This window comes from Natronococcus roseus (assembly GCF_043677095.1).
Taxonomy (GTDB): Archaea; Halobacteriota; Halobacteria; order Halobacteriales; family Natrialbaceae; genus Natronococcus; species Natronococcus roseus.
This window is the reverse complement of record NZ_JBHLJR010000006.1, coordinates 382,568-396,774: the sequence shown is the minus strand read 5'-3', so window position 1 is coordinate 396,774 and position 14,207 is coordinate 382,568. Positions and strand designations below refer to the sequence as shown.

General features: G+C 64.6%; 13 protein-coding genes. 9 read left to right on the top strand and 4 right to left on the bottom strand.

Annotated elements, in window-relative coordinates; translation table 11 throughout:
• Positions 1-175 precede the first annotated feature (175 nt).
• The 4 genes from ACFEMD_RS18225 to ACFEMD_RS18210 all read right to left on the bottom strand — a co-directional run bounded on the left by ACFEMD_RS18225 (position 176) and on the right by ACFEMD_RS18210 (position 4,013).
• Positions 176-454 carry an amphi-Trp domain-containing protein gene (locus tag ACFEMD_RS18225; protein ID WP_394742699.1) on the bottom strand — a complete coding sequence of 93 codons (279 nt, stop codon included), beginning with the start codon at positions 452-454 and terminating at the stop codon, positions 176-178.
• 304 nt (positions 455-758) lie between these two features.
• Positions 759-2,261: a cysteine--tRNA ligase gene (gene cysS, locus ACFEMD_RS18220; RefSeq protein WP_394742698.1), complete on the bottom strand. Its 1,503-nt coding sequence runs from the start codon at positions 2,259-2,261 to the stop codon at positions 759-761.
• Between the two features lie 75 nt (positions 2,262-2,336).
• A complete protein-coding gene (locus ACFEMD_RS18215) occupies positions 2,337-3,377 on the bottom strand; it encodes a patatin-like phospholipase family protein (RefSeq protein WP_394742697.1) in 1,041 nt (346 codons plus the stop codon).
• Between the two features lie 135 nt (positions 3,378-3,512).
• A complete protein-coding gene (locus ACFEMD_RS18210) occupies positions 3,513-4,013 on the bottom strand; it encodes a DUF7523 family protein (RefSeq protein ID WP_394742696.1) in 501 nt (166 codons plus the stop codon).
• 94 nt (positions 4,014-4,107) lie between these two features.
• Here ACFEMD_RS18210 and ACFEMD_RS18205 point away from each other — a divergent pair, with 94 nt between their 5' ends.
• From ACFEMD_RS18205 to ACFEMD_RS18165, 9 genes are all read left to right on the top strand, one after another.
• A complete protein-coding gene (locus ACFEMD_RS18205; protein WP_005555254.1) occupies positions 4,108-4,359 on the top strand; it encodes a BolA family protein in 252 nt (83 codons plus the stop codon).
• Between the two features lie 93 nt (positions 4,360-4,452).
• Positions 4,453-4,914, top strand: a complete 462-nt coding sequence (locus tag ACFEMD_RS18200) for a PH domain-containing protein (RefSeq protein ID WP_278303919.1) — start codon at positions 4,453-4,455, stop codon at positions 4,912-4,914.
• Entirely contained in the window at positions 4,911-6,551 is a 1,641-nt protein-coding gene (locus ACFEMD_RS18195; RefSeq protein WP_394742695.1) for a PH domain-containing protein, read from the top strand. The genes ACFEMD_RS18200 and ACFEMD_RS18195 overlap by 4 nt, the downstream gene beginning before the upstream one ends.
• Before the next feature lie 20 nt (positions 6,552-6,571).
• Positions 6,572-7,987 carry a class II fumarate hydratase gene (locus tag ACFEMD_RS18190; protein WP_394742694.1) on the top strand — a complete coding sequence of 472 codons (1,416 nt, stop codon included), beginning with the start codon at positions 6,572-6,574 and terminating at the stop codon, positions 7,985-7,987.
• Between the two features lie 287 nt (positions 7,988-8,274).
• A complete protein-coding gene (locus tag ACFEMD_RS18185; protein ID WP_394742693.1) occupies positions 8,275-8,508 on the top strand; it encodes a transcriptional regulator in 234 nt (77 codons plus the stop codon).
• Between the two features lie 111 nt (positions 8,509-8,619).
• A complete protein-coding gene (locus ACFEMD_RS18180) occupies positions 8,620-9,108 on the top strand; it encodes a PH domain-containing protein (RefSeq protein WP_394742691.1) in 489 nt (162 codons plus the stop codon).
• On the top strand, positions 9,105-10,664 hold the full coding sequence (locus ACFEMD_RS18175; protein WP_394742690.1) for a PH domain-containing protein: 1,560 nt from the start codon (positions 9,105-9,107) through the stop codon (positions 10,662-10,664). Before ACFEMD_RS18180 ends, ACFEMD_RS18175 begins: the two co-directional genes overlap by 4 nt.
• Before the next feature lie 2,086 nt (positions 10,665-12,750).
• Positions 12,751-13,140, top strand: a complete 390-nt coding sequence (locus tag ACFEMD_RS18170; protein WP_394742688.1) for a DUF5805 domain-containing protein — start codon at positions 12,751-12,753, stop codon at positions 13,138-13,140.
• Positions 13,130-14,167 (top strand): tyrosine-type recombinase/integrase, encoded by a 1,038-nt coding sequence (locus ACFEMD_RS18165; RefSeq protein ID WP_394742686.1) that lies wholly within the window; start codon positions 13,130-13,132, stop codon positions 14,165-14,167. The genes ACFEMD_RS18170 and ACFEMD_RS18165 overlap by 11 nt, the downstream gene beginning before the upstream one ends.
• The last annotated feature ends 40 nt before the right edge of the window (positions 14,168-14,207 follow it).

Sequence of the window (14,207 nt, the reverse complement as noted above, 5' to 3'; positions counted from 1 at the left end):
AATGGTGAGTACGGGCGATATGTTGCCCCTTAAATCCGATATGCTCCCGTCTGCACCGTCACAAACAATGTGTGGCTTTATAGTAACAACTGAAACTGTTTGCACACCAATCGCACAGCCGTCGTGCGGTCGGGTGCGCACTGACTTTCAGTGGCTACTATAGCTTACAATACCCTCACTCAATAGTGAGGTCACCGGTATCGGTTCCGTTTTCGTCCCACTCCAATTCGAACTCGAGTTCAATCTCCGGCGAACCCCCCGACGTCGATGTCTCGCGTTCGACCTCAACCTCGAACTCAACGCGTCCCGGTGGAGCGAGTGTTACCGACTCACTACCGGATTCAAGAGTGAATTCGTCGCCCGATTCGAGATGTTCTGCGACCGTTCGAAGGTACTGTGCGACTTCGGTTGTGTCCATATCCCGCTCGGACTCAAACAGTGTTTCTTCGGGCATCCCTCTGGTTACGAGGCCCAGGCTATTAATTTGGAAGGGGTGATAAAACGCCATCAAGACGCTACGCGTCTGAGGCCGAGTCCACGTACGAACACGCGTGTTCCTTGTACTGAGTCTACGCCTCGTCATTGCAACCACAGACTCTGAACGTGGGGAGACCATCGGTCGAGTTTCGATATAACAGGATGCGGTTTACGCGACGCAGAGTGGACAGTCCGAGGACGACCGTCGATCTCATCACTCGAGAAGTTCACCGAACGAGAGAGGCGCGAAACCGATCCGACCGGAAAAGAGGTCTCGACCGCTACTCGCCGGAGGGGAGCCGATAGCTCGCCCCCTCGTCGGTGTCCTGGACTTCGACGCCGAGCCCCTCGAGCTCGTCGCGGAGCTCGTCGGCCCGCTCGTAGTTCCCCGCCTCGCGCTCGTGCTCGCGCACGTCGAGCACGAGTTCGACGACGTCGCCGGCCAGCTCCGCGCTGCCGTCGGTCTCGCCGGTAAAGGAGAGCCCGAGTACGCTGCCGAGTTCCTCGAGGGTCTCGACGGCCTGGCGCAGTCCGCGGTAGTCGGCCTGCTCGCCCTCGCCGACCTCGAGGTGGCGGTTGATCGCCGCCGCGATCTCGAGCAGGGCCGACTGGGCCTCGCGGGTGTTGAAGTCGTCGTTCATCGCCTCGGTAAAGGCCTCGCGAGCGTTCGAAACGCTCTCGCGGAGTTCGTCGTCGGCGACCTTCGACCCCGCTTCCGGGGAGTCGATCGCCGCGGTCGCTGCCTCGTAGGCGCGCTCGAGGCGGTCCCACCGTTCCTCGGCCTCGGCGATCGTCTCGTCGGAGTACAGCTGCTGGCTGTTGTACGAGCCCGCGGTGAGAAACGTTCGGACGACGTTCGCTCCCCAGCGGTCGACCGCCTCGTCGACGGTGACGAAGTTCCCCAGGCTCGAGGACATCTTCTCCTCGTCCATCTGGAACAGCTCGCAGTGAAGCCAGTACTTTGCGAACTGCTGGTCGGTCGCCGCCTCGGACTGGGCGATCTCGTTTTCGTGGTGGGGAAAGACCAGATCGCGGCCGCCGACGTGGATATCGAGGGTGTCCCCGAGGTGGGTCGTGCTCATCGCCGAGCACTCGATGTGCCAGCCGGGTCGTCCCTCGCCCCACGGCGACTCCCAGGTCAGGGCGGTCTCGCAGGCCTCCTCGGCCGGCGCGGCTCCCTCGTGGCGGTGTTCCGCGATCGCGTCGGCGTCGACGCCGTCGGCCTTCCAGAGCGCGAAGTCCGCGGGGTTTCGCTTCTCGGAGCGCTCGTCGGGGTCGCCCTGGGATTCGATCTCCTCGAGGGCCTGGTTCGACAGCTTGCCGTACTCCTCGAAGCTGGTGACGTCGAAGTAGACCGAGCCGTTCGCCTCGTAGGCGTACCCCTTCTCCAGAAGGGTTTCGACGAGGGCGACGATTTCGGGGACGTGCTCGGAGACTCGCGGGTAGACCTCCGCCCGCAGGAGGTTCAGCGAGCGCATGTCCGCGAGGGTTCGATCGATGTAGGTCTCCGCGACCTCGCTTTCGTCGTCGCCGAGGTCGTCCTCGCCGACGCGGGCGACGATCTTCTCGTTGACGTCGGTGAAGTTCTCGACGTGGCGGACGCCGTAGCCGAGCCGTTCGAGCCAGCGGTGCATGACGTCGACGTGGACCCACGAGCGGGCGTGGCCCAGGTGGGGCGGGTCCGAAACCGTCAGGCCGCAGTAGTAGAGCAGAACGTCGTCGGGGTCCTCCGGCTCGAACGGCTCCGTCTCGCCCGTCAACGTGTTCGTCACGTACAGGGTCATTACCCTGATTTTTCCCGGACGGCAGTTAAGCGGCACGGTGCCCGCCGAATCCGCCATCGGCCGACCGACGCCCGCTCACTCGTCGGCTCGCTCGTCGAGAAATGCGGCGGCCCGCCGCTCGCCCTCCGCGACGAGCTCCTCGAGGAACTGCGGATCGCGATCGAGCTTCGTCGTCTGATCGTATCCCGAGAGCTCGATGCGCCTGATCGTCGTCGTCGTGTAGTCGGGGTGCTCGAGGTGGCCGCCCTCGATCCACTCGTTGACCCGTTCGATCGTCCGGAGCTCGTTGTTCAGCGAGATATTCCCCGCGAGTTCGTTCCGACGATCGGCGATCTCCGGGAGCGAGGTCGGGGTTCCGGGTCGGGTCTGCGGGTTGATCTGGACGACCCACAGTTCGTCGGGAGTGCGTTCCCCCGGAACCGAGATCAGATCCTTGACCGGCGGATTTTGGGAGAGCAGCCCATCCCAGTAGCGGCGACTCTCACCGTCGGTCGTTGATCGATCGGTCGAGGGACACCTCTCCGCCGGAATTTCGACGGCCTCGAACAGCTCCGGCACCGCGGCCGACGCGAGCACGGCGTCGACGGTCACGGCCTCGTTGGTGAACGTCACGAACTCGCCCGCGTTGATGTCGACCGCGCCGACGACGAGTTTCGGGACGTCGGCCGCACAGAGTTCGGGGATCGCATCGAAGTCGACGTGGCGCTCGAGGAGGCGACCGAGGTGCCGCTGGCTCAGTCTGGCGGCCGGCGAGTAGTACGGGCTCACTTCCGGCAGCCCGACGCCGGTGCTCGCAATGCGGGCGTACGTCGTCACCCAGCTGTTGAGTAGCCGATCGGCGGCGTCGCTGGCCGCGATGTCGTCCCACAGGGCGTCCAGCGTCGCGATCGCCGTCTCCTCGTCACCGGTGACCGCACCGTACCAGACTGCCAACGCGTTGAATGCACCCCCAGAGCTGCCGCTGATCCCGACCAGCTCGAACTCCTCCTCGCGAGCCGGCCACTGCGAGAGCAGCTCCCGGAGCACGCCGGCAGTAAAGGCCGTGTGACTGCCGCCACCCTGGCAGGCGATCGAGACTTGCGTTCGATCGTCGGCCGCAGGTCGAGCGTCGCTCATCCGGCGTTTCCCCCACGCTCGGCAGAAACGAGCGTTCCTCTCGGCGATCGGCTACTGAGCACGGATCGGAACGGTCTCGAACGTGGCATCGGGCTACGTCCATCGAGCGGACAAAAATAGGTTTCCGGCCCTCGGCTACGACTCGGGAACGGCCTCGAGGGCGTCCTCGACCGTCCGAAGGGCGTCGGCTCCCGCGACCCCTTCCACGACGAGCATCATCGCCCCTTCCCCGACGCCGGCGGCAATCGGCTCGATCCCCTCGATCTCGAGTCGTCCCAGCGTCGTCCCGAGCGCGACCGCGTCGACGTCGCCCGTCGCGACGATCGCCGTCAGGTCGCCGCTGTCGGACCTGAACGACGTCCCGCCGATCGCGAACAGCGCCGTCTCGGGCTGGGAGCCGTCGATCGCGGCCGGTGTGATTCCGCGTTCCATCCTGACCCGGACCTCTCGCGCGTCGGTCCCGTAGGCCGGAAGCTCCTCGGCGTAGCGGCGGATCGCCGTCGCGACCGCGTCGATCTCGCCGTCGACGTCGAGATACCGGGCTGCCGCGGTGTAGTTGACGACTCCGGCCCGCAGTGCGTCGACGAGAAACGGGTTCCCGTCGACGGCTCGGCGCGTTTCGCTCGCGAGCGACATAGGTGTACAGCTGTGACACACAACCGTGAAGGGATAAGCCTCGTGGTCGGCGGCGACCGCGGCGCTTTTGCCGCGAGCGCTCCATCGATCGAGTATGAAACCCGACGACGTCGAAGCCGTGATCGAGTCCGAACTCGAGGGCGCCGAGGCAACCGTCACGCACGCACGTGACAAACACGATGACGATCACCTCGCCGCGACGGTCGTCTCGCCGACGTTCGAGGGTGAGTCGCTCGTCGGCCAACACCAGCAGGTGTACGACGCCCTCGAGGACCACATGACGACCGATATCCACGCCCTCGAGCTGTCGACGTACACGCCCGAGGAGTACGACGACCTCGAGTAGCCGGCGTCGGTCGGCCCTCCGACCCGCCTTCCGATCCGTCTCCACCGACGGTCGAACCGCAGGATACTCGTGTTCGCTCGCGAGAACGTTCGTATGGAGTCGCTTCACCCGCGAATCAGGCTGTTGTGGATCGCACAGACGGCGATCCTGGCGGCCGTGCTCGGCGCCGTCCTCGTCGCCGTCGACCGATGGCTCGTTCCCGTGCCGACGGCCGGACTGGTCGGGATCGTTGCCGTCGCGGCGGTCCTGGGTATCGCCTACGCTGTCCGACTCTACCAGATCTGGCAGTTCGAACTGCAGGGCGACGCCCTCTATCTCGAGCGCGGCGTCATCACGTTCGTCGAGACGGCCGTCCCGTTCGTTCGGGTCCAACACGTCGACACGCAGTTCGGCCCGATCGAACGAACGCTCGGGCTCTCGAGCGTCGTCGTCTACACGGCCGGCTCGCGAAACGCCGACGTCCGGATCCCCGGTCTGACGCCGGATCGCGCCCGGAAGCTACAGGATACGCTCCGAGAGCTCGCCGTCGAGAGCGAGGCCGACGACGCCGTATGAATCGGCTCCACCCCTTCAGCGCGGTCGTCTACGCGCTCCGGTACGGCCTGCTGTGGCTGTGGGTTCCGTTCTTCCTCGTCACCGCCCTCGCGGGGACCGTCGCGGCCGTCAGCATCGCCTGGCTGCCGGTGGTCACGGCGCTCGGTTTCCTCTTTGGCGCCGCGTACGGTATCGTCTACTACTACCGGTTCGAGTACGGAATCACGCCGGACACGTTCGACGTCGCCTCCGGGGTCGTCGCGCGTCGCTCCCGCGAGATTCCCTACCGGCGGATCCAGAACGTCGACGTCCGCCAGGGCGTGTTACAGCGCGTCCTCGGGCTCGCGGTCGTCACCGTCGAAACCGCCGGCGGCGGCAACAGCGAGGCCGCGCTCCAGCTCGTGAGCAAGTCGGAGGCCGACCGCCTCCAGCACCAGATCCGCCGCCGAACCGCCGGCGTCGACGCCGACGACCACGACCGATCCGCCTCCGAGGCATCCGAAGACAGTCGACCGGTCGGCGATGAACCGCTCGACGAGCAGCCGCCTCGAGTCGATGGGGCCGCCGATGCGCCGCCAGCTCCCGAGACGCGACCCCGGCGCGAGCCGACCGAACCGAGCCGAAAACGGCTGTTCGCCCTCGGCTCTCGGGAACTCCTCCTCTACTCGCTGACGACGCTGCGACCGGCCGCCCTCGCCGCCGTTGGGTTCCTGTTTTTCTTCGCGACCGATACGATTCTCGACTTCCTCGTGACCCTCTCGCAGCCGTTCGGCGGCCCGCAGGACCTCCAGACGGGCGACACGCAGAGCTACGGCGTCCTGACCGCCGTCTCGATGGTCAACGGGATCGTCATCACCTACCTCGTCAGCGTCGCCTACACGTTCGCGACGTACTACGACTTCCGGCTCGGCCGGGTCGACGAGGACTTCGTCTACGAGCGGGGGCTGCTCCAGCGCTACAGCGGCTCGATCCCGGCAGAGAAGGTGCAGTCGGTCACGATCACCGACAACCCGCTCCAGCGGCTGATCGACTACGCCGGGCTGTGGGTCGAGACGGCCGGCTACGGCCCCGACAGCAGCGGCGGCAGCCAGTCGGCCGTTCCCATGGCCCGCGCGGCTCACGTCCACCGGTTCGCGGAGAACCTCACGCACGTCGAGACCCCCGCGTTCGCGAGTCCGCCGCCGATCGCCCGCCGTCGATACCTCGTTCGCTACTCCCTGATCGGCGCCGTCGTCGTCGCCGGCGCCCTCGCACTCGCGCAGGTAACGCCCCTCGAGCGGTGGTATCTCGCCGCGGTCGTCTTCGCGGCGGTCCCACCCGCGGCCCACCTGCGGTACGTCCATCTTGGCTACTACGTCGGCGAGGACCACCTGGTGATCCGCCGTGGATTCTGGCGCCGCCGGACGACGGTTATTCCGTACTTCCGGATCCAGACCGTCTCCACCCGACGATCGATCTTCCAGCGCCGGCTCGGCATCGCCTCGCTGGTCGTCGACACCGCCAGTTCGCGAACGCTGTTCTGGGACACACCGACGATCTACGACGTCGATCTCGAGGACGCCCGCGGCGTCCACCGCACCGGCCGGAAACGCCTCCAGTCGGCTCTGCGAGAGCGGGCTCGTGCCGACGACGCCGGCTTTTCGGTGGATTTTACCTAACCGCTCTCGAGGTGTCGGGTATGACACGCGACGACGAGTTCCGCACCGAGGAGGACAGTCTCGGCGAGATGCAGGTGCCGGCCGACGCCTACTGGGGCGCCCAAACCCAGCGCGCGATCCAGAACTTCCCGATCTCCGGGATCTCGTTCAGCCGCCGGTTCGTCCGCGGGCTCGGCGTCGTCAAGAAGGCCGCCGCACAGGCCAACCGCGACCTCGACCTGATCGAGGACGACGTTGCCGAGGCGATCGTCGAGGCCGCAGACGAGGTCATCGCCGGCGAGCACGACGACCAGTTCCCGGTCGACGTCTTCCAGACCGGCTCCGGGACCTCCTCGAACATGAACGCCAACGAGGTCATCGCCAACCGCGCCGCCGAGCTCATGGGCGCGGAGATCGGCGACCGCGTCGTCCACCCCAACGACCACGTCAACTACGGCCAGTCGAGCAACGACGTGATCCCGACCGCGATGCACGTCGCTTCCCTCGAGGCCGTCGAGAAGGACGTCATTCCCGCACTCGACACGCTTCGAGAGGCCCTCGAGCGCAAAGAGGAGGAGTTCGACGACGTCGTCAAGACGGGTCGAACCCATCTCCAGGACGCGACGCCGGTGACGCTCGGCCAGGAGTTCGGCGGCTACCGAACTCAGGTCGAGAAGGGACTCGACCGCGTCGACAAGGTTCGGAACCACCTCGCGGAGCTCGCGCTGGGCGGGACCGCCGTCGGGACGGGCCTGAACACCCACGAGGAGTTCCCCGGACGTGCAGCGGAGTACATCACGAAGGAGACGGGGGTCCAGTTCCGCGAAGCCGACAACCACTTCGAGGCTCAGGCCGCTCACGACGCGATGTCCGAGGCTCACGGTGCGCTCCGCGTCGTCGCGGGCTCGCTGAACAAGATCGCCAACGATCTTCGACTACTGGCCTCCGGCCCGCGTAACGGACTGGGTGAGATCGAACAGCCCGAGAACCAGCCCGGCTCCTCGATCATGCCCGGCAAGATCAATCCCGTCGTCGCCGAGGCGGTCAACCAGGTTCACAAGCAGGTCGTCGGTAACGACGCCGCCGTCTCCGCCGGTGCCGCCGAGGGCCAGATCGACCTGAATCTCTACAAGCCCGTCCTCGCCCACAACTTCCTCGAGTCCGCGGAGCTGATCGCGAACTCGAGTCAGATCTTCGCCGAGCGGTTCGTCGATCCGCTCGAGGCAAATCGCGAACACTGCGAGGAGCGCGTCGAACAGTCGATGGCGATGGCCACCTCGCTGAACGTTCACATCGGCTACGACAAGGCCAGCGAGGTCGCAAAGACCGCACTCAAGGAGGACAAGACGGTCCGCGAGGTCGTCCTCGAGAAGGGCTACCTCGACGAGGACGAAGCCGACGAGGTGCTGGATCCCCGGAAGATGACCGAGCGGGGCATCCTGGGCCGCGAGGAGTGACCCCGCCGTTCCGAACGGGCGTTTCGTAGCTCACCTCCAGATCGATTCGAGTATCGTCTCATCCGTCACAATCCTGTCATAGGTTGACAGGGGTCAACCGCTCGAGGGCGAGTTCTCGGGAACGTCTCGCGAAACGAAGCACACGGACTCGAGTACTATCGACGGCTGATCGTTCTTTCTTGTCTGTCGGTCGAAGTCAAACCGACCGAATGAGGCCGAATCAAGCGTGATACGGACGCAAGAAAAGAACCCAAGCAGTTTTTACGGATGCTCGCGTCAGACGAAATATGCACACCTGTCGTAACTGCAACCAGTCGTTCCAGACCGAACTCGCCCTCGAACTCCACCGGGATACCTGCGAGAAAGCCCAACTGTTCTGTCAGGTATGCGGCGACCGATTCCGCGAGCGGGACGCGACCGAAGACGGGTGGCACTACGAGTGTCCGAGCGAAGACTGCAACGGAGAGGGGCTCCGAGAGGACCTCTATCAGGTCGACGACGTCCGAGCGGCGACACACTGACCACTCCGCCCGGTTTTCGACTCTCTTTCGACTCGACGTTCTCTCTGCTCCTCGCTCCCGCTCGATCCCGAGATCCGACTTTTTATTCGCGCCCCCTCCCTTCGGTTCCTCATGGAGCGACTCAATCCCCGGGTCCGCGTCGTCTGGCTGTTCTTGGCGGTGTTTCGGGCCGGAATCGTCGGCGGATTTCTCGTCGGCGCCGCGCTGGTACTCTCGGAGACAGGGCTGTGGGCGAACTCGCCGGATCTACTGGTTCCGGGCGCGATCGGTCTCGCGGTCACCCTCGGACTCGTCCGCGTCGTCGTCGCCTGGCGACGCTACGCCGTCTGGCGCTTCGAGGTACAGGACGACGGCCTCTACATCGAGCGGGGCGTCTTCACCCGGATCAAGACCGTCGTCCCCTACGTCCGCGTCCAGCACGTCGACTCGAGGCGGTCGCCGATCGAACGGACGACCGGGCTGGCGACCGTCGTCGTCTACACCGCGGGCTCGCGGAGCGCCGACGTCGCGATCCCCGGACTGACCCCCGAGCGGGCCGAGCGACTCCGCGAGGACCTGCGCCGGCTCGCGATCGAGAGCGAGGGTGAGGACGCGGTATGAGAAAACTTCACCCGCTCTCGATCGCGGTCCGATCGATCTCGCGCAGCGTCAACGTCGGGCTCCTCTTTTTTATCGCCGGCGTCTTCGCCTCGCCCGGCGGTGCCGGAGGGACGCTCCTCTCCGTCGCCGGGATGGTGTTGCTCGGAATCGTCGTCGCGGTCGTCTACGAGGTCGCCTACTACGAACGATTCCGGTACGAACTCACGGCGGACACGTTCGACGTCGCCTCCGGCGTCCTCGCGAGGCGCGACCGGGAGGTCCCCCTGCGACGAATCCAGAACGTCGACGTCCGTCAGCCGGTTCTCAGCCGACTGTTCGGGCTCTCAGCCGTCCACATCGAGACCGCCGGCGGCGGCCAGACCGAGGTCTCCCTGCAGTACGTCGACGAGGAGGAAGCTCGACGGCTCAGGCGCCAGCTTCGCCGCGGCGCGCGAGCCGAACGCGACGAGGACGACGAGTCGGCGTCGGAGACTCGAGACGCGGGCGACGAGGACGAGGAGGAACTCCTCTTCGAGATCCAGCCTCGCGAACTCGCGATCCTCAGCGTGTTCACGATAGACCCCGGAGCCAGCCTGCTGGGCGGAATCGCGCTGTCCTTTCTCAGCGGGTTCGATCCGACGAGGCTGATCCCGGCCGACCTGGTCGACGGACTACCCGGCGCCGAGGGCGGACTCGTCGCCCTCGCGTGGCTCGTCGTCCTGTTCTTGCTCGCGGCCTGGGTCGTCAGCGCCGTCCTCACGTTCAACCGCTACTACGGGTTCCGACTCACCCGCGTCGGCGACGAACTCCACTACGAGCGGGGGCTCGTCCAACGCTACAGCGGAACGATCCCCCTCGAGAAGGTCCAGACGCTGACGATCACCGAACGGGTGCCGTTCCGGTGGTTCGGCTACGGTGCGCTAGCGGTCGAAACCGCCGGCTACGCGCCCGGGCAGGGCTCTCGAGGGACGGAGTCGGCGATCCCGCTTGCCGGCTACGACCGCGTCGTCGGGTTGGCCCGATCGATCGAGCCCTTCGGCGAGGTCGACCTCGAGGTCCCACCCAAGCGCGCACGGGAACGGTACGGCGTTCGGTACCTGCTGGTCGTCGGTGCGGTAGTCGGCGCCGGCTACCTGCTCACGACCGCGACGGCACTCGAGCGGTGGTACCTCCCCGCTGTCCTGATCGTTTTCGTCCCCGTCGCCGCCCACCTGAAGTGGCGCAATCGGGGCCACCAGCTCGGCGACCGCTACGTCTTCGCCCGAACCGGGTTCTGGAACCGGACGACGAAGGTCGTCCCCTACTACCGCGTGCAGGCCGTCGTCCACACCCAGTCGATCTTCCAGCGACGGCGCCACCTGGCGAGCGTCACCGCCGACACCGCCAGCTCGGCCTCGCTGCTCGGCCGTGCAGCGACCGCCTACGACGTCGATGAGGAGCGGGGGCTCGAGATGCAACTCGAGATCGAGGAGCGACTGCAGGAACGACTTCGCGCGCGAAAGCGAGAGCGGACGGTCGGGGAGTGGTTTCAACACGACCTCTCGAACGACGAGCCAGCCGGTGACGAGTCGGCGTAGCCCACACCCGCCGTCCGCCGAACTCGAGCCCAACGTTTTCGGGTACGAACCGAAGACCCGACTCGATTGGATATATCGAAATAGAGTTTAGATGATGGCCGTCCACCATCTGATACGCGAAAACATCAGTTCGAATGAGTGTGATGCTGGAACCCTCCGTCAGTGTGAGCCGTCGAGTCAGACGGGTGACGAACGAATAGGTGCGAGACGTCTCGCTCGGTCCGAACGGGAACGGCTGGAATCGAGCGCTACGGACCGACCGGAAACGAGCGTGTGAACTGCGATTCGTCCGGACGCCTCGAGGCCCCTAACCTCGTTGCTATCGAAGCTGGCGAAACTACCGATTCAAATCTCGTCGCGCTCTGTTACACCTGTCGGCCCGCCTCACAACCAACACCTCTCACCCCACCGAAGTTCGGGACCGCCTTCGCAACGCAGCCGTCCCGTAACCCGTATCTGGTGACCTCACACAGCTACTACGGAGTCGTTACTGAGGAATCTACGACTCGAAACTCGCCGGGTGTGCGGTATCGCGAAGAGCGGTCAAACGGGATAGATATTGCCGTTTTCGCCCCGCTCCGGTCTCTCCTGAAACTGTTTACATACTGATCCCGCGGCTCGCGGGTCACTCCGTTTCTCGTTCGCTATTCTGTGGTCCTCGCTCACGCTGTTCGTTTCGAACTGCGCCTCCGTCCTGCGATCGATGTAAACAGTTTCAGTTGTTACTATACTATCGTTCCCCAAGAGAGGGGACGCGACCACCACCACTCGCATCCCGACGTCCGTACGAAGTCGAAACGCAGCTCGTTGGATATCAGTAGCGGTACAGCGCGGAAGCCTCGGCTGTAGCCGTCCGCAGAACGCTACACGTTCCGCAGTCGAGACGAATCGAAGATTCGCCGAGCTTCGGGGAACAAAACTCTCCAAACGGCTCCACGAGACCGGGGGCCTGCGAACGTGGGAGAAAGTGCGGAAGCACTAGTCGAGTTCGGATGCTACCGGAGGGGAACGTCCTACAGACCCAGAGCTAGCCGGTGGGACGAAACTCTCTCTCGAAATTCGGATGGCTGACTGTACCGTTCCGACTTCCGTGCTGAAGCCTTCTGAGAAGACCCTCGAGTGAAGTACCACGGGCGCGGTGGCCCGTGGCTTCGCCGTGGTTTCTGGCACGAAGCCAGCGGAACGGCCGATGGCGAATTTAATTCCGTCCACTCTGGCTCCTGCAGAAAATTGCGCTGCTTTTGTTTAGAACACCGGGGACGTAGCGCTTTCGTGAGGGGGTGAAAAGTACGGGAGTTCGCTCCCAAGCCCACGAACTCGTACGGTTTACTGTCGCCATTTCCGGCGCAACCGCGACCCGGGCGGCAGTTGCGCCGGGACATCGGTACAGCAATCCGGATCACTCGTGGGAGCCGACCGAATCCGTCCCGTCCCGATAGCTGACGGATTCGAGGGTTTTCCTCGGAACCGGAAGTCAGTGGGTGGCCAATTCCCCAGGCCATTCTGCCCCGCAGTGGCCGAGAGCGTCGGTGAGTGTTACGGCTCGGTGAATACCCTTGTATCGCGTCCCGTACTGCGAGGTCTCTCGCCCGACGATAAGGGACCGAACGATTCGGACCGAGACTCCGGATGCATGGCCGGAGCGATCTTTCATCGGAGCGGTTGGTCCAGTAGGAGGCGTCGAATCACCCTCGAGCGTCGTTGTTCGCGAGAGCCTTCGATCACTTCCGAACAGCAACTCGGTGGCCCGTTGGCGATTCGGTTCGGCTCGAGCGTTCGACGACCGAACGGCAGCGTAGCTAACCGCCGCTTGGCTGTTCGTGTCTTCCGTAGTCGTTCTCGATCGAAGCGACTACCGTTCTCGGAAGAACCGAGATTCGTTCACGTCCCCTTCCTCGCCCTCTAGCTATATCTTGATCTTTGGTCTCATCCGTAATCTAATTGTATACGGAATTGCAGGCCCACTACTATCTAAATACGAACTCGTGACCAAAATATTCCGCGATAACTAAGTCACGAACTCGAGATAAGGATCGTTATCCCGAAGTACAACAAGATTAAAGGTCGGCGCGTCTGATAGTCGTGTATGGCTGACTCGACGGAGACGTCTAAATCGTCTGTCAGAACGTACGTTCCTACCTACCAGAAAGAAGCGTGGCAGTCTCACGCCGACGACCTCGGAATGAGTCAAAGCGAGTTCGTTCGGACGATGGTCCAGGCCGGACGACGCGGGTTCGAGGGCGATCGCGAGGAACCCGGTTCTCCGGACGCAGACCCTGGGGGTAACGCCCTCGAAACACGTCTCCTCGAGTTACTGTCCGCTGACACCTACACGTGGGAGGAACTCCTCGAGGCGGTCAGCGACGACATCGAGTCCCGCCTCGACGAGACCCTCGAGGAGCTCCAGGCCGAGAACCGGGTTCGCTACAGCGGGCGCCACGGCGGGTACACGATCGTGGGTGACGATGGCGAGTAGCGCCGACGCCCCCGACGCGATCGAGGATCCGATCGCGTACTTCCTGGACGACCAGCGCTACCACGGCAAGAGCGAGCGCACGCTCGAGGCCTACCAGCGAGTCCTCCGACAGTTCGAGAGGTTCGTCCGCGAGCGCTTCGACGCCGAAGACGTATCTTCGGTCGGTCGTCGGGAGTGTATGGCCTGGGTCCACTCGCTTCGCGAGCGCTTCGAATCGAGCACGATTGCAACCTACGCCTCCTACCTCAACCGCTTCTACGAGTATATGAATCGTGTCGGCGCGTTCGAGGAAAATCCCATGGTGCTCGTGATGGAGGAGTTGTCCGAATCGATCGACGCGAACCCCACCCGACGGGATATCTCGGTCCCGGAGATGCGCGAGTTCGTCTGCTCGATCGCTCACCCTCTCGAGCGCGCCGCGGTCGTCACCCTCCTGAAGACGGGGATGCGGGTGGGCGAACTCTGTAACCTCGATTTACGGGACTGTCACCTCGCGATTCCGGAGCTCGATCTCGAGTGGACGCCGCGGGTGGAACTCGAACGACGCCCGGCCTCGCTGTTCGTCGACTCCGAGCCGGCTCGGGGCCGGACGGTAAACGGCGAGGAGCGCACGGCCTCGAACAAACGAAAGCGAGAGACGGTGATTCCCGTCGACGACGAACTTCGCCGAGCGCTGCTCGAGTGGCTGGCGATCCGACCGGATCCGGTGTCGCCGGCCGATCCTCTCTTTCTCGACACCCGCGACAGCTGGGGCGAGCGACTCGAGCCCGCGGACGTCCGGTACGTCGTCGAGAAACACGCCCGGGATAGGGGCTGGTACCGAACGGGCGGCGGTGCGACGGAGAACGTGACGCCCCATTACTTCCGGCACTTCTTCACGACCCACTTGCGGGATCGGACGGGCGATCGGGGGATCGTCAAGTACCTCCGCGGGGACGTCGCAAGCGACGTGATCGACACCTACACCCACAACTGGGGCGATCAGGTCCGGACGGTATACGAGCGGAATATCTATTCACTGTGCTGAGCGTCCGGCGATCGAATCCGGGTCGACCCTCGAGCGAGGG